Origin of the sequence: Pseudobacteroides cellulosolvens ATCC 35603 = DSM 2933, from assembly GCF_001262605.1 — a bacterium.
Classification (GTDB): Bacteria; Bacillota; Clostridia; order Acetivibrionales; family DSM-2933; genus Pseudobacteroides; species Pseudobacteroides cellulosolvens.
Window position 1 is genome coordinate 1,740,430 of the sequence record NZ_LGTC01000001.1, and the last position, 18,283, is coordinate 1,758,712.

10 protein-coding genes are annotated in these 18,283 nt (G+C 35.4%); 4 read left to right on the forward strand and 6 right to left on the reverse strand.

All coding sequences use genetic code 11. The features are described from left to right. Positions 1 to 193: 193 nt before the first annotated feature. A complete protein-coding gene (locus Bccel_RS07080) occupies positions 194 to 5,071 on the forward strand; it encodes an endo-1,4-beta-xylanase (RefSeq protein WP_050753234.1) in 4,878 nt (1,625 codons plus the stop codon). Positions 5,072 to 5,212: 141 nt separating this feature from the next. On the opposite strand, the gene Bccel_RS07085 is transcribed toward Bccel_RS07080, so the two are convergent. The 4 genes from Bccel_RS07085 to Bccel_RS07100 form a co-directional block, all read right to left on the reverse strand. After that, positions 5,213 to 6,061, reverse strand: coding sequence for a class I SAM-dependent methyltransferase (locus tag Bccel_RS07085; RefSeq protein ID WP_036942231.1), 849 nt, complete (start codon positions 6,059 to 6,061; stop codon positions 5,213 to 5,215). A gap of 120 nt (positions 6,062 to 6,181) precedes the next feature. Beyond that, entirely contained in the window at positions 6,182 to 7,576 is a 1,395-nt protein-coding gene (gene asnS, locus Bccel_RS07090; protein ID WP_036942449.1) for an asparagine--tRNA ligase, read from the reverse strand. A gap of 58 nt (positions 7,577 to 7,634) precedes the next feature. Then, complete coding sequence (gene asnA / locus Bccel_RS07095; protein ID WP_036942234.1) at positions 7,635 to 8,657, reverse strand: aspartate--ammonia ligase; 1,023 nt, start codon at positions 8,655 to 8,657, stop codon at positions 7,635 to 7,637. A gap of 222 nt (positions 8,658 to 8,879) precedes the next feature. Further along, positions 8,880 to 10,892 (reverse strand): cellulase family glycosylhydrolase, encoded by a 2,013-nt coding sequence (locus tag Bccel_RS07100; RefSeq protein WP_081926943.1) that lies wholly within the window; start codon positions 10,890 to 10,892, stop codon positions 8,880 to 8,882. A 626-nt stretch (positions 10,893 to 11,518) separates the two neighbouring features. Between Bccel_RS07100 and Bccel_RS07105 the strand changes: the two genes are divergently transcribed. Continuing rightward, positions 11,519 to 12,682 (forward strand): FIST signal transduction protein, encoded by a 1,164-nt coding sequence (locus tag Bccel_RS07105; RefSeq protein WP_036942237.1) that lies wholly within the window; start codon positions 11,519 to 11,521, stop codon positions 12,680 to 12,682. A 20-nt stretch (positions 12,683 to 12,702) separates the two neighbouring features. Continuing rightward, entirely contained in the window at positions 12,703 to 13,455 is a 753-nt protein-coding gene (locus Bccel_RS07110; RefSeq protein ID WP_050753235.1) for a diguanylate cyclase domain-containing protein, read from the forward strand. 153 nt (positions 13,456 to 13,608) lie between these two features. On the opposite strand, the gene Bccel_RS07115 is transcribed toward Bccel_RS07110, so the two are convergent. Further along, entirely contained in the window at positions 13,609 to 14,949 is a 1,341-nt protein-coding gene (locus Bccel_RS07115) for a hypothetical protein (RefSeq protein ID WP_036942240.1), read from the reverse strand. 268 nt (positions 14,950 to 15,217) lie between these two features. Between Bccel_RS07115 and Bccel_RS07120 the strand changes: the two genes are divergently transcribed. Then, positions 15,218 to 16,300 (forward strand): CsxC family protein, encoded by a 1,083-nt coding sequence (locus Bccel_RS07120; RefSeq protein ID WP_050753236.1) that lies wholly within the window; start codon positions 15,218 to 15,220, stop codon positions 16,298 to 16,300. 184 nt (positions 16,301 to 16,484) lie between these two features. Here the strand turns inward: Bccel_RS07120 and Bccel_RS07125 are convergent, their stop codons facing one another. Next, positions 16,485 to 17,972 carry an arsenic transporter gene (locus tag Bccel_RS07125; protein ID WP_242853131.1) on the reverse strand — a complete coding sequence of 496 codons (1,488 nt, stop codon included), beginning with the start codon at positions 17,970 to 17,972 and terminating at the stop codon, positions 16,485 to 16,487. Positions 17,973 to 18,283 lie beyond the last annotated feature (311 nt).

Here is an 18,283-nt window from a genome sequence, read left to right on the forward strand (position 1 = left end):
TTTTAACATTTCGATACTACATTTTTTCGTTATGGAACTTTTAAAAAATTTTAACAAATTTAATATTTCCACTTGGTAATTATTAATGTACAATAAATGTTGTACACTTTATGGAAAGGAGCATAGTTAATTATTATTCAAAGCAAGATGCACTAAAAAATTCAAAAAAAATTAGTAATAAGGGGGAGTTTTAATGATGTCCAAAAGAAGGATCAACAAGTGTATAAGTTTTACCATTTCAATCATTATGCTTTTAAGCATGCTGTTCACATTTAACATGTCAGCATTGGCAGTTGACACGCAAGACATTAATCTTGTAGAAAATGGTGATATGGAAAACAGCACAAACTGGTGGCACGCTAATGGCGGTTCAAGTTTGACAACGGTATCAGATGTCAAGCACAGTGGAAATTCAAGTATTAAGACTAACGGAAGAACAAACCCATGGAATGGTGTTGCTCAAGTACTTACAGATAACCAGAGGGAAAATCCAGTGGCAGGCAAAAAATATCACGGCTCTGCATGGGTTATGTTTAATTCGGAAACAAAATCCAATGTAACATTTAAGCTCTCAATAAAAAGAAATGATGGTACTGAAGACAAGTACGATACTGTTGCTCAATTAGATGTAGAAAAAGGAAAGTGGACACTAATTGAAGGTGACTATACCCTACCTGCAGACTCCGATGTTTCAAAAGGTGTACAAATTTATGTTGAAACAAATGAAACAGATACTTTTATAGACTTCTATGCAGATGATTTAAGTTTTTCAGTTGCGGAATCAGCAGCTTCTGAAAAATTAGTTGCATTAACATTTGATGATGGGCCTGATAAAAATCTTACACCTCTTGTGCTGGACAGGCTCCAAAAATATAAAGTTCCTGCAACTTTTATGATGGTTGGAAGTAAAATTGGTGAAGATACAAAAGATGTTATACAAAGAGTTCTTGATTTAGGCTGCGAAATAGGCAACCATTCATGGAGCTATGCGGATATGGCGAACATGACTTCCGAAGAAGTCAAGAAGTCAGTAACAGACACAACTTATGCTATAGAGCAGTACTCAGGAACAAAACCATTATTTTTCCGTCCTCCGAATCTTTCTATAAGCGATACAATGTTCGATGCAATCGATATGCCTTTCGTAAGCGGTGTTACTGCAAATGACTGGGAAAGATCAACTACTGCCGAGCAAAGAGCAAAAGCTATAATAGATAATGTTAAAGATGGATCAATAATCCTTTTACATGATGTTCAGCCTTTGCCACATCCAACCCCTGAAGCACTTGATATTATAATTCCTGAGCTCTTAAGTCAAGGTTATAAATTTGTAACATTGAGTGAATTATTCAATAAAAAAGGTGTTGCATTAAACCCTGATGATAAGACTATGTACGTCACTGTAGGGGTTGATGCTCCTAAGATAGAAGGAAAAGATATAGTAAATAACGGTGATTTTGAAAATGGAATAAATTGGTGGTACAACAGAGGAGACGCTTCCATAGAAGTTACTTCAGATGTATATAGCGATAGAAGTTCAGTTTTAAAAATCACAGGCAGAAAAGATGGATGGCATGGAGCTGCCCAAAATCTCGTTGGAAATGAAATGGGCGATCCCATACCAGGTAATGAGTATACCGGGTCTGCGTGGGTTATGTATAATAGCGAAAATGCACCAGATACCATGACATTTAGATTGAGTGTTCAATGGAATGACGGAACTGAAACACATTGGGACCAGGTAAGCCAGCTGTCAGTTAGTAAAGGTGTTTGGACAAAACTTGAAGGCATTTATACAATCCCTTCAAACGCTGTTCCTAGTGAAGGTATTCACCTTTATGCAGAAACAGCTGAGGCGAAACCTGCTGATGGTGCAACATGTATAGACTTCTATTTAGATGATGTAAGCTTCAAAGCTCAAGGAACCACAGAACCCATTACTTATGATTTTGACCCTAATGCAATATCACTTCGCAGTGTTTGGGATGAATATTTCCCAATAGGAGCAGCTATTAGGCCTGATATGACTGAAAATCCGGTATATGTTGAATATCTAAAGAAACATTATACAAGTTTAACTGCTGAAAATGTTATGAAACCCATAGAAATTCAACCTGAAGAAGGTAAATTCACATTTGAAAATGCGGATAAGATTGTTAACTTCGCACAGGAAAATAAAATGCTTGTGAGAGGACATGCATTTGTATGGCACAGTCAGGTTCCAGATTGGCTCTTTACCGATCCTGCTGATTCAAGCATGCCTGCTACAAGAGAAAAGCTTCTTGAAAGAATGAAGACTCATATGGAAACTTTTATGACAAGGTATAAAGGCAAAATTCATACATATGACGTAGTAAATGAAGTAATTTCCGATACTGAAGGACTTCGTGATTCAAAATGGAAGTCAATTATAGGCGATATGGACAATGATGGAATTGCTGATGATTATATCATTCAAGCTTTCAAATATGCACAGGAAATAGCTGATAAAATCGGTGATGATAAGGTTAAATTCTGCATAAACGATTACAGTCTTGAATCCAGCACTAAAAAATTGGATGCTTTTTATGATACCGTTAAACGTATATTAGATTCAGGTATTTCAAAAGATAGACTTGTTGCAGGATTCCAGATGCATATAAGCAATTATGGACCTTCAATGGAGCAAATCAAGAGTTCAATTGAAAAAATTGCTTCTTTGGGTGTAAAGGTTCAGGTTACCGAACTTGATATGTCCATCTATAAGTCAGATACTGAAGAGAAAAAGGCTGCAACAGAAGAAATATTAGCATCACAGGCAAAAAGATTCATGGATTTATTTGATCTCTTCAAAAAAGAAGCTCAAAAAGGTATTATTGACTCAGTTACATTATGGGGAACCGATGATGGTATGTCATGGAAAAATGACTTCCCTAGAGAAGGCAGAACTGATGCCGCACTCATATTTAACAGTAGACTTCAGGTAAAACCTGCATTCACAGCATTAACTGATCCTGACAGTTTACCTGTTTACAAGAAGCAGATTAATACCTACAATGGATCTCCTTTTATATCAATAAATAATACTGACATATTATGGAGTACAATAACTCCTGTCGATGTAACACAAGTCGTATATGGAACCGAAGGTACCACTGCTAGTGTTAAAACAATGTGGGATAATAATAGCCTTTATATTCTTGCACAGGTTACTGATAAAACAGTAAGTACAAAAGACAGTCTTGAAATATTCATCGATAAAGACGAAGCTTCTATGGACGATAATATGCACTTTACTATAACGCCAAACAATTCAGTAACTAATGAAGTATATCATTGCTTTACCAAAAAAGATGATAACGGCTATTTGATTCAGGCTTTTATTCCTATTTCCAATTTTGCTCCTAAAAAAGGTGACAAATTGGAAATTGATTTTAGAGTAAAAGACTTTAATACAGACAATACATTATCTTCAGTAGTCGTTTGGAATGATTACAAAAACAGATTAGATACCGATAATTCCGGATATGGTTTCTTATCTCTTGAAGGTGCTGCAAAGCTCATACAGGTAAAATGTGGTACACCAGTTATTGATGGCAGCGTTGACAGCACTTGGTACAACGTTTCTGATAATGAAACAGGAGTCTGGGTATCAGGGTCATCCGGATCAACTGCAAAATTCAAGACACTTTGGGATAAAGACTATCTCTATGTTCTGGCAGATGTAAGTGATACAAAACTTAGCAAGAAGAGCCCCAACACTTATGAACAAGATTCTGTAGAAATATTCGTAGACCAAAACAACAGTAAGACTACAGCTTATCAAACAGATGATTACCAAATTAGAATCAATTTTGATAATGAAGTTGCATTTGACCACGCTAAGCCACAAGGTTTCAAATCTGCTACATCAAAAACCGATACAGGTTATATTGTGGAAGCTGCAATACCAATGACTGCAATTAAATTAGAGGCAGGCAGATTATTAGGTTTTGATCTTCAGATTAATAATGACAATGATGAAGATGATACAGGCTCCAGAGATAGTGTAAGCATATGGTGTGATGCTTCAGGAAATTCTTGGCAGAGTTTATCAGGCTTAGGTAATATCATACTCGAAAGTGAAATTGTATCAACACCTACTTCTACTCCTACACCTGTTACTTCTGAGTCAACAGCACCTACTTCTACTCCTACACCTGTTGCTTCTGAATCAACAGAACCTACTTCTACTCCTACACCTGTTGCTTCTGAATCAACAGAACCTACTTCTACTCCTACACCTGTTACTTCTGAGTCAACAGCACCTACTTCTACTCCTACACCAACTGCCACTTCAAGACCTTACATCGGTAGTAACCCAAACAATACAACATCAACACCTACTGCAACACCTACCCCAACTGCTACTGCAACACCAACTGTTACACCTACTGCAACACCTACAGCCAAAACATCAACAACACCTACTCCTACACCAAAGGCAAGTGCTACAAATATACCAGTTTCTCCTAAGCCAGCTGCAGGCTTCAGCGATATTTCAAAGCACTGGGCTAAAGATTATATTAGTGCTCTGATAACAAAAGGAATTATTAGCGGCTACACAGATGGAACAATCAAACCCGATAAAAACATTTCCAGAGCAGAACTTGCGGTTTCCATAATGAAAACATTGGGCCTCAAGCCTTTGGATAACGCCAAGGTTGATTTTATAGATGCAAAGACCATACCTTCATGGGCATTAGGCTATATTGCATTGGCAAAACAAAGCGGAATCATACAAGGAAATGCTGACAAGACATTCAGTCCTAATAAGGAATGCAGCAGACAGGAAGCAATTACAATGATCATGAGAGCGTTTAAACTGGGTGAATCTACAAAAGAGCTTAAATTCAAGGATGTTAAGGATATTCCCGGATGGTCATATAAGTATATTGCTAAAGCTACTGAGTCAGACCTTATAAAAGGCTATACCGACAATACATTTAAACCTGGAAAAAGTATAACAAGAGCAGAATTATTTACTCTATTGTTTAAATGTACAAATACTAATAAAAATACAAGCAAAAATACAGATGCAAACAAGAAATAATTTGCATTAAAACTTAGAAACAGCCAGCTGCAGTAAATTAGCAGTTGGCTGTTTTTTTAATTCTTATTTTTTTCATATACCAAATAATATAAAAATTAAAAATTAAAAATCTATTAATTCTTATACATAAAGCATAAAGCATTACTTAAATTTATTATCTCTAGCTACTATTGCAAACTCCTTAGTTTTATTATCAAATCCTTTGCCTGCAACATCAGAGAATATATCAATAACTCCTAGGCCATTCTCTTCAAATTCTGATCGTATGGATTCCACACTAAAACACTGAAACCAATTGTAAATAAACCGTTTACTGCTCTTATCAATTATCGCGTACTTTTCAAGAATAAGCTTCTCCATCTCATATTTAAAAGTATTAACAAAACAGTAGTAATCATCAGGTGACCAGAACCTATTGAGGTGATTGAACTCATATATGGAAATCTCTTGATTTTCATGGAAGTAATTATAAGAATATACATCCAGTATGATTGAACCACCAGGCTTTAACAAGCCTCGAAATATATCGAGTAACTTTTTTCTCTGTGCTGGACTTAATGCAGTATAATCACACATTATCATTGTAATAAGGTCATATTTTTCATTTAAGTCGACCTTAAGATAGTCACCCCATATGTAATCGATATTTAAATTGTTTTTTACAGCTTCTTTTTGGGCATATTCAAGAGATCTCTGGGAGAAATCAATCCCTGTAACCTTTGCTCCTGTTTTGGCAAATCGGGAGGTATACAACCCAGGACCACAGCCAAAATCTATTATGCTTGAACTGCTGTTTATATTAAAATACTCAACCATCCATTCAACTGATTTATCAATAAAGCCTATATTCCTAGATGCAGCATCAATAGATTCATCAAGATGGTATTCCAACATTTTTTGAGATGTATACTCATTTGTCCATAATTCCGGTGCAGTGTAAAACTCAAATGGCTGTGGCCTTTTATTTATTTCATTTAACTCACAAAACATAAAAACCACCTTCCTATTCATAAAAAACAGTTACAGCCAACATTTAGCCATAACTGTTTTGTCATCCACGATTTCCTTTTGTCATTAAAATTACTTATCTAAAAAACACTCGTCATTCAATTAGAACTCAGCGGTGTTAACTGTTCTTGGGAATGATACAACATCTCTTATATTTGACATGCCTGTAATATACATGATGGCTCTTTCAAAACCCAGGCCAAAACCAGCATGTTTTGTCCCGCCGTATTTCCTTAAATCCATATACCACCAGTAGTCATCCTTATGGAGTCCCATCTCATCCATTCTCTTTTCAAGATAATCAAGCCTTTCTTCCCTCTGGCTTCCTCCTATTATCTCTCCTACTCCCGGAACTAAAAGATCCATAGCTGCAACTGTCTTGTTATCATCATTCATCCTCATATAGAAAGCTTTGATATCTTTTGGGTAGTCTGTAACAAATACAGGCTTTTTAAAAATCTGCTCGGTAAGATATCTTTCATGTTCAGTCTGAAGGTCTGCTCCCCACTCTACCGGGTATTCAAATTTGTCCTTATCTTTCTTAAGAAGCTCTACTGCCTCGGTATACGTAACATGTGCAAACTTGGAGTTGACAATGTTATTAAGTCTTTCAAACAAAGTGTTGTCAACAAAACTATTAAAGAATGCCATTTCTTCCGGTGCATTTTCCATGCAGTAGTTAATTATAAATTTCAGCATATCTTCTGCAAGTTCCATGTCATCCTGAAGGTCTGAAAAGGCAATTTCCGGCTCAACCATCCAGAACTCTGCTGCATGTCTTGCAGTATTGGAGTTTTCAGCCCTGAATGTCGGTCCAAATGTATATACATTTCTAAAAGCCATGCAGTATGTTTCGCCTTCTAATTGACCGCTTACCGTAAGGTTGGTTTCCTTTCCGAAGAAGTCCTGGCTGAAATCTACTGCACCTTCCTCAGTTCTGGGCAAATTATTTAAGTCAAGGGTAGACACTCTGAACATTTGTCCTGCACCTTCAGCATCACTTCCGGTTATAATCGGTGTATGAACATACACAAAGCCTCTCTCCTGAAAAAACTTGTGGATTGCATAAGCCGCTAAAGACCTTATCCTAAAAACTGCAGAAAAAGTATTTGTCCTTGGTCTTAAATGTGCAATGGTCCTCAAATACTCAAATGTATGCCTCTTCTTTTGAAGTGGATAATCAGGCGTTGAGAGACCTTCTATTTGAATGCTGCTTGCTTTTAACTCAAAAGGCTGTTTTGCATTTGGAGTTTCAACCAGCTTTCCACAAACAATAATTGAAGATCCTACAGGCATTTTAGTTACTTCCTTGAAGTTTGGAATGTTGCCCTCTTCAAAAACAATTTGAAGGTTTTTAAAGAAAGATCCGTCATTCACCTCAATAAACCCGAAAGTCTTGGAATCTCTTAATGTCTTAACCCATCCTGATATGGTTATGTCTTTGTTTACGTAGTCCTGAGCCTGCCTATACAGACTTTTTATCATTGTACTTTTCATATTATCCATTAACCCCTTTGTTAATTGATATTTTAACCTTTATTTGATATTTAATTCATTATAATATTTTTATATTTGCTTCATCGCAAATTTTAATCATCGAATCCGGCCATATGGATGCCTGTACTTCACCAATATGGGCTTTTTTCATAAAGAACATACAAAGTCTGGATTGGCCTATTCCGCCGCCAACAGTGTAAGGAAGCTTTCTTTCCATCAAATCCTTATGGAATCCGAGACGTTTACGGTCTTCACAGCCTGCTTCCTTCAGCTGACTTACAAGTGAATCCTCATCTACCCTTATTCCCATTGAAGATATTTCAAAAGCTCTATTTAAAACAGGATACCATAAAACTATATCTCCGTTAAGTTCCCAATCATCATAGTCAGGTGCCCTTCCGTCATGCTTGATGCCGGACTTCAAAAGGCCTCCTATTTTCATTACAAATACAGCCTTCTTTTCCTTCGCTATCATATCTTCCCTTTCCTTAGGTGTAAGTGCAGGGAACATATCTTCAAGTTCCTGAGTAGTAACAAAGCTGATTTCTTCAGGTAATATTTTAGGTATTTCAGGGTGCATTGTACAAACGAAGTCTTCTGTTTTCTTAACGGCACTGTAAATTTTTCTTACAATGCTCTTTAATGTATCAACATTTCTATCTTTCTTTTCAATCACAAGTTCCCAATCCCACTGGTCAACATAGATTGAGTGAAGATTATCAAGGTCTTCATCTCTTCTTATGGCGTTCATATCGGTATATAAACCTTCACCAACTTTAAAATCATATTTACCCAGAGCCATACGCTTCCATTTTGCAAGAGAATGTACAACTTCTACAGTATCTCCGCCAATTCCCTTAACATCAAAGGCTACCGGTCTTTCCACCCCATTAAGGTTATCATTCATTCCTGTTTCAGGCCTAATGAACAAAGGTGCTGAAACCCTGCTCAAATTAAGTACTCTTGACAGCTCACTTTCGAAATTGTCTTTTATTTTCTTAATAGCATTCTCTGTTTGCTTTACAGTTAAAATAGGATCATATTTTTCCGGTATAATAAGTCTATCATTTTTATCTGCCACAATATTTCCTCCTCAACGAACAAAATAGTCAATTCACATTATATCACCGTTTTAAATGCATTTCCACAAAAAGGTGAGTTTGCCTCAAATATTTTGCGAATGAATGGCAATTCTTAAATCATCCCCACAGCTCATATTTTAAAAATACATAAAAAAGCTGTATTCATAATATTCTTATGATACAGCCTTTATAATTATCTAAGTCATGACTATTTTTTATTTCTAATTTATAGCCGGATATCCTGCTGATGTCTTATTGAAGTTTTTAGCCAGAATAATAACATCCGACATATTGATACTGTTATCACTGTTAAAGTCAGCACAAGTTAAAAATCCTGTATCGGTAGATACTTTATTAAAAGCTTTTGCAAGTTCCACAACATCTGCAATATTGATAGTACCATCCTGAACTTCTTTTACCGGCAAATCACCTGCCCACATATCCAATGGAGCAGTTTCCCCCGATATTTCCTTATCAGCGTTTACAGTGATCGATGAAATAGTTCTTTCAAGATATCCTGCCTTGCTTATCTTAATGGTGTATGTTTTTCCAGGAACATTTTTTATGGCAAAAAAACCATTATCATCCGATACTGCACTTAACTCTGTTCCATCGAGCTCAACCTTGAATCCTGCCATTACACTGCTGCTTGTATAGTTAAACACAGGTTTTATGTAACCCGACACTGTAAAACCTGAACCATTTTCAGTAGGTGTTGGCGTAACCTTAGTAGGTGTAGGCTTAGTTGATGTTGGTTTAGTTGATGTTGGTTTAGTTGATGTTGGTTTAGTTGGTGTTGGTGTAGATTTTGTAGGTGTTTCACCTGATTCAACAAAATCACTTACCGATATACCGTTTTTACCTAATGGTAATTTATGGTCCAAACCAACAAACTTACCTTCTTTATTTTGCCATAAAGTAGGCAGCAAGTAATTGTCATATTTATTGTCATTCCATTTTAGGTCTCTTCCGCCTTCAAAAGCTGTACCTTCTCCACGGGTCAACAATCCGCCTGTATCAGCAGAGTCAATATTTATGCACCAGAAAGTATGATGTAATTTGTATTTATTTTCTACAATATAATCTCTCATGGACCTTAAATATTTCTTATTGAGATCAAGAAGCTTGTCGCCACCTTCTGTAAGGCCTCCCCATTCTCCAACCAGCAATGGAGCTATTCCATCCTCCATAATGTACGCCCAGTTCTCTTTCCAGCATTCATCATATAATATTTTTTTTGCTGTATCATCGTCTGCAGTTACAAACTCACCCTTAAACCATTCCTGCTCATATACTAACGGACCATAGTCATGAGGTGAATATACAAGCTGCTTTTGATATTTTCCCAGATTAATAGGATAATCTTTAACACCTCTTAAATTTCCTCCCCACCAATTGCCGTAGTATTCGTTTTTACCTGTCCAAGGGCTTAAATCCACCTCTTCATCATCCCATTTTCCGTCTTTAGGATATATTTCTACCCCTTCAACAAATATCAATACATTAGGATGTACTTCCAATATTTTTAATGCTGTCTCCTGTGCAACTCTCTTCCAGTTTGTTGCCCTGTTGGAATCATCCCAGATTGCGCTTTGGGACATCATCTTTAATGTTCCTGTATTTGTATGCGGCTCGTTCTTTAGGTCAAAACCTATTACTGTATCATCATCTTTGAAATGATTAGCTGCCCATACCCAGGCAGATTTGAATACTTCTTCTGTTATGGTACCTTTGAACCAGACAGGGTGCGTATGCCCCATATTGTCTGTCTCTGCACTATGTACATCAAGTATAACCTTGATTCCTACCCTCTTGAAGTTTTCCAGCATAAAGTGGAACAATTCATAACTGTTTAGTCCAGCCAAAGCTTCGTTATTGTAGCTTGTATCTGTTGAAATGGGATATTGGCCCTTACTCCACGCATATAATAAGTCAGTTGCAATTGGTAATCTTACTACATTGATACCCTTATCTGCAACTATTTCAATATCTTTTACAATATTGCTGTGATACGAATCCAAAAGCATTCTTTCCCTGCAGTTAAACCCGAACCAATTGGCACCGGTTAACCATACTTTTTTCCCATCCTTGTCAACTATATTGGTGCCTTCCACGTGAAGCCAGTCATCACCCTGCTCGGTGACATCAACTTCTTCTGCTGAAGCTGTTATACTGCTGGGTATAACTGATGAAATAAGTATCATTACTAATGATAAAATAAAAATTTTTTTCATTTTACTTTTCCCCCTAAAACTAACTGTTTTAATTGAAATTAAAATTTTTTACAGCATTTCTCTATATGGAATGTGTAACTGATTTGATTTGTATATTTCAATGAATAGATTAATATATATAAATACGATAGAAAATGGATAGTATTTTAAATTGAGTAAATGCATCCTTACTATACTATGATACTGCTAAACTAGCTTTATATTTTAACTGTCACCTCCATAAAATATTGATTTTTATTTGAATATTATAAATACAAAAATCAAAAGTAAAATTATTATCCTTTTTATATAGATAATAATATCATAAAATTTACATAAGTACAACAAACTAATGACTACTAATCACTACTATTGACTATACGAATGGCAAACAAATAAATTCTCTGTTATTTTCGTTTCTAATATTGTAGCATTTCCCAACTAAATAAAAAAAAGTAATTTTAGGAAGGATTTTTGTATTTTATGTGGAATTTATGAAATGTATATATATCAAAATTATATTGAATAAAAATCTATTAATTTTTACATTTGTCTATCGCAAATTCCGTTTAATCTTCGTTATTTGCTCTGACATATGTATATTAACAATGATTCTAATATATATTGTTTTCTTAAGGAGAGTAAATATGCTAAAAGTAGCTATAGGACACAGTGAAGATGTAATTATTGATGAAGCAGTAAAGGAAATACTTTGTCAGATCCATGCCACTTTAGGAGACATAATACCTCAGGCCGGAATATTGTTTTGTACTTTAGATTGTGACCATGCCCACATATTATCTTTAATACGTACTGCATACCCTTCTATCCAACTGATTGGATGTACAACAGATGGTGAAATGTCTTCTGTTCATGGTTTTACAGAAGATTCAATCGTTTTTATGGTATTCGCTTCAGACACAATTGAAATTTGTGCCGGACTTGGGGAAGGTTCTTCATTGCGTGGCAAGGAAGTAGGAAATGATGCTGCTTTAAAAGCACTTTCAGGTTTGAAACGCTGCAAAAATCAGGAACGCTTTGCAATCATGCTCACAGACCCGCTTAATGCAGGTGTATCAGATATTGATAAAGGTATTGAAGAAGTGCTTGGCCAAAATTTTCCGCTGATTGGAGCTGCCTCTGCAGCACATTCAAAAAAAAGGACAACATTTCAATTCTATAATGACAAAGTTGCGACAGATAGTGTAGTCCTTCTGCTGTTCGCCGGTCCTGTAACATTTTCCTGCGGTATTAATGGCGGGCATACACCCATGGGTGCAAAAGAACTGGTCACTTCATCCAATAAAAATGTGCTTTATAGCATTGGAGACAAGCCTGCTCTTGAATACTTCCAGCGTTATATAGGCAGTTCGCATATTTTGTTCATGAATTACTGCCTCGCAGTATATGAAAAAGATAGAGACAGCTTTTATGTACGCAGTGCCCCGTTTTGTGATCCCGATACAGGCAGTGTAACTTTAAACGGAGTAGTTCCGGAAGGTTCTTATGTTCAGCTTATAACCGCAGATAAAAATTCCTGCATAGATACATGTACCAGGTCTATAAAAACAGCACTTAATAACTATAAAGGCATTAAGCCTGCTGCTGCATTAAATTTCTCATGTGCAGGAAGAAAAATTATGATGGGCACACAAGTTATCAAGGAAGCTCAAACTGTTCAAGAACATTTAAACTATATCCCGTTTTGCGGTTTTTATTCTTTCGGCGAAATAGGCCCACTGGCACAAGGCAGCCAATCACTATTTCATGGTACAACGTTCATAACATTGCTAATTGGTTCAGAAGATTGAAATCTCCTGGAGGTTACATAATGAATATCAGCGAATATAAAAGACGGTTAGCACAGTTGGAGCGTGAAAATCGTATCTTAAAGCAAAAGCTTACTCGAAGTGAAATCAACAGAGCTATGCTTGAAGAAATGATTGAAACCCATTTAAATACATTAAAGACACGTAATACAGAACTTGAGCAATCCAGAGAACTAATACGCCAATCAGAAGCAAGGTACAGGGAGCTTGCACATCGTGATACCCTTACAAGGCTTCCTAATCGTGCTTTCTTTTTGGAATATCTTGTTCAAGGACTTTCACGTGCCAGATGCACTAATACATGTGCTGCACTTTTCTTTATAGATCTTGATCGATTCAAACCTGTTAATGACAATTATGGTCATGAGGTGGGAGATATGCTTTTAGGCCAAATCGCCCAAAGACTCCAAACATGTGTACAAAATAACGGTATAGTTGCCCGTATTGGCGGTGATGAATTTGCAATCCTTATCGAAAATTTGAATATACGTGATAATGCAATATGTACTGCAAATAGAATTTTAAATATGTTCTCAAAGCCATTTTTTATTTCAGGCTATACTTGCCAAATTGGTGTGAGCATCGGTATAAGCCTGTATCCAACTGATGACAGCGACCCTGAAAAGCTTCTTCAAAAAGCAGATTATGCCATGTATAACGTAAAAAAAACCAGCTGCAACAATTACCGTTTTTACTGTGATATATCCCAGCGAGAAAGTATTCATATAAATTCTTATTATGACCATTTACTGTAATTAGCCGTAAAATGGTCTATTCACTAGTCATCAATTTCATTACAATTCATATCTTTAATGCAATATTATCTCTTCCATGATAAAAAGACTCGTTAATCAATAACGAGTCCTTTAACACATACAATAATAAATTTTCTTAGCCAATCCTAAGCATTATGTTATAATCCTGCATTCAACAGACTGCCCGTAGCTTATCTGATCATAATCAGACATATACTCAGGAGTTTCAATTTGCGTTTGGCAATCGAAGTCATAATCGTCATAATCTTCGCTAATATTTCTATAATCAATAAAAGAACCGACAGTTTCAATATCATTATATTCATTATTCAGCACATCACATTCATCCCAACCATTATCCCAATTCGTGTTATCTATTGTATTATTTGCTATTTCCAGATCTAGTGTTTCAACAGGCCTCATATCCTCAAAATCATATACTTCATTTTCATCAGAATATGCTAAGACTTCATTTTCCTGATAATCTGATTCAAAATTGTCATCAACTGCTTCACTAAAATATTGATCTGTCCCATTATTACCATTATGGTATTTGTCTTTCAATAAATCTTCCTGTACATAGCTGTCTTCATAATCATTTTCATAGCCATCTTCATAGCTGTCAGCATCATCACTGCCGCCTCCATAGCTGTCAGCTACATCACTTCTGCCTTCATAGCTGTCAGTTTCGTTACTGCTCTCATTATCTGCTTGGATATCCTCATCTATAGAATCCATTTCACCATCATAATCTTCTTCATCTATATCGCTTATAATAGACCATGATATCTTCTCAAATTTGCCTAAACTATCTTGCTCATATGATTCATTGTCACTTGAGTATGTAAATTCACCCTCCGATTTCTCATTTTCATCGCTTTCATCGTTATTACTTTCTGACCCAGTACTGTAATAGTATTCATTTTCTTCATTAACTTTTTCTGTAGTCTCCCCAGTATAAATCTGACTATCCAACATATGATCCTCTTGCGGAACGATATCATAAGAACTTTCACTGCTAATTAATTCTTCATTCTTGCTCACAACATTCTCATCACAAATATTGCTCTCTTTTCTTTTCCACGTCTTTCTTGTCTTTTTTGTGTTTTGAGAAGCACTATAATACGCTCCCAGACACCTTTTTAACATATTCTCATTCCAATGTATCTTTTTTGAATTTTCATATATATTTGTTTTATGTATTTCATTTTCTTTCATTGTATTTTCCATAAATGTTTTCAAATTTATTTCATCGGTACTTTCAGATGTATTTTCCTGAAGTTCTTCTTTCATGCTTTCTGATATATCAGGTTCAGGATAACTATTTTCCAGTTCCACAACAACATTTTCATTTGGAAAAATTTCCTCCTGCAGCTTGTTTTCTTCTTCCATATTAACTTCTTCTACACTATTGGTTTTATTTTGTATGCTTTTTGGGGATACATTATTCCGATCATATGTCTGCAAAGCTCTACCCAAACAACTTTTCTCCATCTCTCTACTCCAACGGATATAATTGGTTCTCGTTCTCATTTCAAATGCACATCCTATCAAATTTTAATATATAGAGATCAATTGATTATATATATTTTTTCTATGTAATTAGTATATTTTTTTAATAAAATTTGTGTTACTAATAGCAACATCAAGGTTGCAAAATAATACAGGAACATAATGTAACAAAAATATTATCTTACGCATACGATTATTAGTGTATATATTCAAAAAACTTCCTCATAGAGGATGCGATGGAGGAATTAAAATGGAACAGACTACTAGTCATGTTGTCAGTACTAATTCGTCAGTACTTAACTCAACTACTCTTTTAGCTTCACCCAGCCAACCAAAGAAAGTTGAAGGCAAGAAGGTTCCTCTTGTGGGCAAAATTCCTGTTGTTATATCAGAAGCAGACGTCCAGGTTTATGTTGACGCTACTATACAACTCGAAGAACCCGCATTAGAAATAACCAGAGTAAAAAAGAATGTCTTTCTTACCAGAAGCCAACTACTGCTAACTGATGACAAAAAAAGTGCCAAATTACTTATCAGCGGTTTTGTCAGAAACTGTATAGAATACTCAACAGCTAAACATGTTGGGCAATCGTCTGTAAGCGGAAAAATACGTTTTACAGTTGTTAACATTCCCTTTAAGTGTTTTACAAAGGTTGACTTTATTACCGAGCCTGTAACTGCCAGCAATCCACAGTCTTCTACCTCCTCAGCAATGTCTCCTGACGGCTTTGGAAGTGACCAATTCGCATTAAGTATTACTAATTCTGAAATTTTAAATGAAAAAATTTACTGTGAGCTTATAGAATCAAAGATTAGACAGGTTGACCTTAAAAAGGATGTTGAGACATTAACTCAGGCTTGCGGAAAACACACAAACGAGCGTACATTCAAAGCATTTTTGGAAAGTATAGTCATTGAAATTAAGTTAAGAGTTATGCAGAACCAAAGTGTATTCATATCACCAATCGCAGCATCAGGTGATGGAAAAGCCGGTGGCGGCAAAGGCAGCAATGATGGCGGTAAAGGTGACAATGACGGCGGTAAAAGCGATAATGACTGCGGCAAAGGCGACAAGGACGGCGGCAAAGATCGCAAGGACGGCAAAGGCGAAGATAATGGCGGTAAAGACCGCAAGGACGACAAAGGCGAAGATAATGAAGGTAAAAGGGATAAAGCTGAAGAAAACAATGAACAAAAAGAAGATTCTAAAAAAGATGACAGATCTGATGAAAACGATAAAGAAAAAGATAATGATGACAAAGATGAGGATTATTCAAAAGATGATTATAAAGAATCATGGGACCAACAGGATAATAACAAATGGGAAAACTAATTTTAATTCCCCATTCATAAAAATACTTAAAATAAGGGAGCTGACAAAAAGGTCAGTTCCTTTTAATTTTTATTTTAATTCGCTTTTGAAAAACTATAAACAATCACATCATATTGTACGATTATTAAAGGACTAGGAACAATATGATGTGATTAAAAGCATTTTTCAATACTACCATTTCTCACTAAATAAATATTAAATTTACCCAGAAATATAGCAACGTCAGTGTAAATACTAAAGTAATGGGTATTACAACGATTGTTATTCCGATATAGTCCTTCCATTTAATCCTTATATTGTTCTCCTTTAATATATTCATCCATATAAGTGAAGCAAGGGTACCTATCGGAAGAAGCAGAGATCCTATATCACTGCCTATTATATTTGCAAGATAAACAGTCTTCATGGTAAGTACCGGAAGGTTCATTGCCTGAAGCGTTATTGTACCAATCATAAGTGCAGGGTGATTGTTAAATATGTTGGAAAGTACAGATATCAATGTGCCCATTATAAAATTAGCATTAAAAATATTGTTATTTACCAATGGTTTGGTTAAATGCACAAGCTCATTAGTTAGTCCTATGTTGTTGAGTCCGAATATTATGACATACATTGAAAAAGCAAAGAGCAAAATATGCCATGGTGTCTTCCTTAGAACATCCAAAAAACCGATCTTAAAATAATGCCATCTTACAAGCAATAGTACCAATGATCCTGCTACTGCTACTACTGATATCGGAATACCAAAATATGATGCAACAAATAGTGAACATCTGAGACCAAAAATAAAAATTAAAATTTTAAACATAAATTGGGTATTAATAGCCTTGTTCTCAAAAGACACTTTGCTATCTGTCATATTTAACTTTTTACTTATAAAGTTGTCTTTCCACTCATGATCCATTTTGGGGAGATTTCTAACCAATCTCTTTTTCAGAAGAACGAATAAACAAACAGACATAAATAACAGTCCTAATGTTGCTGGAACAAATATCATTCCTGTGTATTCATATAATGATATGTGAATAATATTCAACGAGATAAGGTTTACAATATTGCTCACACCAATAGGAGCACTAGAAGCTGTAGCAATTAGAGCTCCACTTATCAGATAGGGTATCTTTTGATGAGGCATGAGTTTCAAATTCTTTAATAACAATATCAGAATAGGTGTTGTAATAAGTATACTTCCGTCATTATTAAAAAGAAGGGTCATCAAGAAACACAAAATCTGAATATTCCAGAAAAGTCTATAACCTGATCCTTTTGAAAGCCTTGCAAGATTTAATGCCGCCCAATAAAAGAAACCAAAACTTTCCAACACTACCGCCATAACTATAGTCGCAATAATAGTTATGGATGCACCACCTATCTTATCAACTATATCTACCATGTTTGGGTATGAAACAACTCCCATAATGATAATTATACATGCACCTATAAATGCTGGATAAGCTTCATTTAAGCCTTTTGGCCTGATGAATATTATTAGTATTGTGACTAAAAAGACCATTATTGTAGCCGGCACAGTATACCCCGTGATTATAAATGGTATTACGCTCATTACCTGGATTAATATAATAAGGAGTATAATTCTTAACTTTGGATTTCTAAGAAGTTTTCCAATAGTTCCATTAGTGTCATTTAATTCATCATCTGTACTCTTTCTCATTTTGTGAAACTTCAGTAGATGATTGTGTTTTAGCATTTTTCTGCGATGGATAGGAATCTTTTTTTTGTGGTGTAAAGAGTGTTTTAGAAGTGGTGGCCCATCATCAATTAGAAATACGATACTCATAATGAAAATAAGCACCATAATAGAGATTAGAAGAATCGAAAGCATAATCTGTCACCTCAAACTTTTCTGCAGCCTATATATTAAAGAATTACTAATGCCTTATTAGTTTGGTAAAATTAATATATAAACATAATATTCAGAAAAAGTTCAAAATGTCACATAATGTGTTAACCATAATTCATTGC

Excerpts from the sequence above, each read along its gene's own strand:
- Bccel_RS07080 (WP_050753234.1), top strand. The coding sequence starts at position 194 with ATGATGTCCAAAAGAAGGATCAACAAGTGTATAAGTTTTACCATTTCA.
- Bccel_RS07085 (WP_036942231.1), bottom strand. The coding sequence starts at position 6,061 with ATGTTTTGTGAGTTAAATGAAATAAATAAAAGGCCACAGCCATTTGAG.
- asnS (WP_036942449.1), bottom strand. The coding sequence starts at position 7,576 with ATGAAAAGTACAATGATAAAAAGTCTGTATAGGCAGGCTCAGGACTAC.
- Bccel_RS07100 (WP_081926943.1), bottom strand. The coding sequence starts at position 10,892 with ATGAAAAAAATTTTTATTTTATCATTAGTAATGATACTTATTTCATCA.
- Bccel_RS07105 (WP_036942237.1), top strand. The coding sequence starts at position 11,519 with ATGCTAAAAGTAGCTATAGGACACAGTGAAGATGTAATTATTGATGAA.
- Bccel_RS07110 (WP_050753235.1), top strand. The coding sequence starts at position 12,703 with ATGAATATCAGCGAATATAAAAGACGGTTAGCACAGTTGGAGCGTGAA.
- Bccel_RS07115 (WP_036942240.1), bottom strand. The coding sequence starts at position 14,949 with ATGGAGAAAAGTTGTTTGGGTAGAGCTTTGCAGACATATGATCGGAAT.
- Bccel_RS07120 (WP_050753236.1), top strand. The coding sequence starts at position 15,218 with ATGGAACAGACTACTAGTCATGTTGTCAGTACTAATTCGTCAGTACTT.
- Bccel_RS07125 (WP_242853131.1), bottom strand. The coding sequence starts at position 17,972 with ATGAGAAAGAGTACAGATGATGAATTAAATGACACTAATGGAACTATT.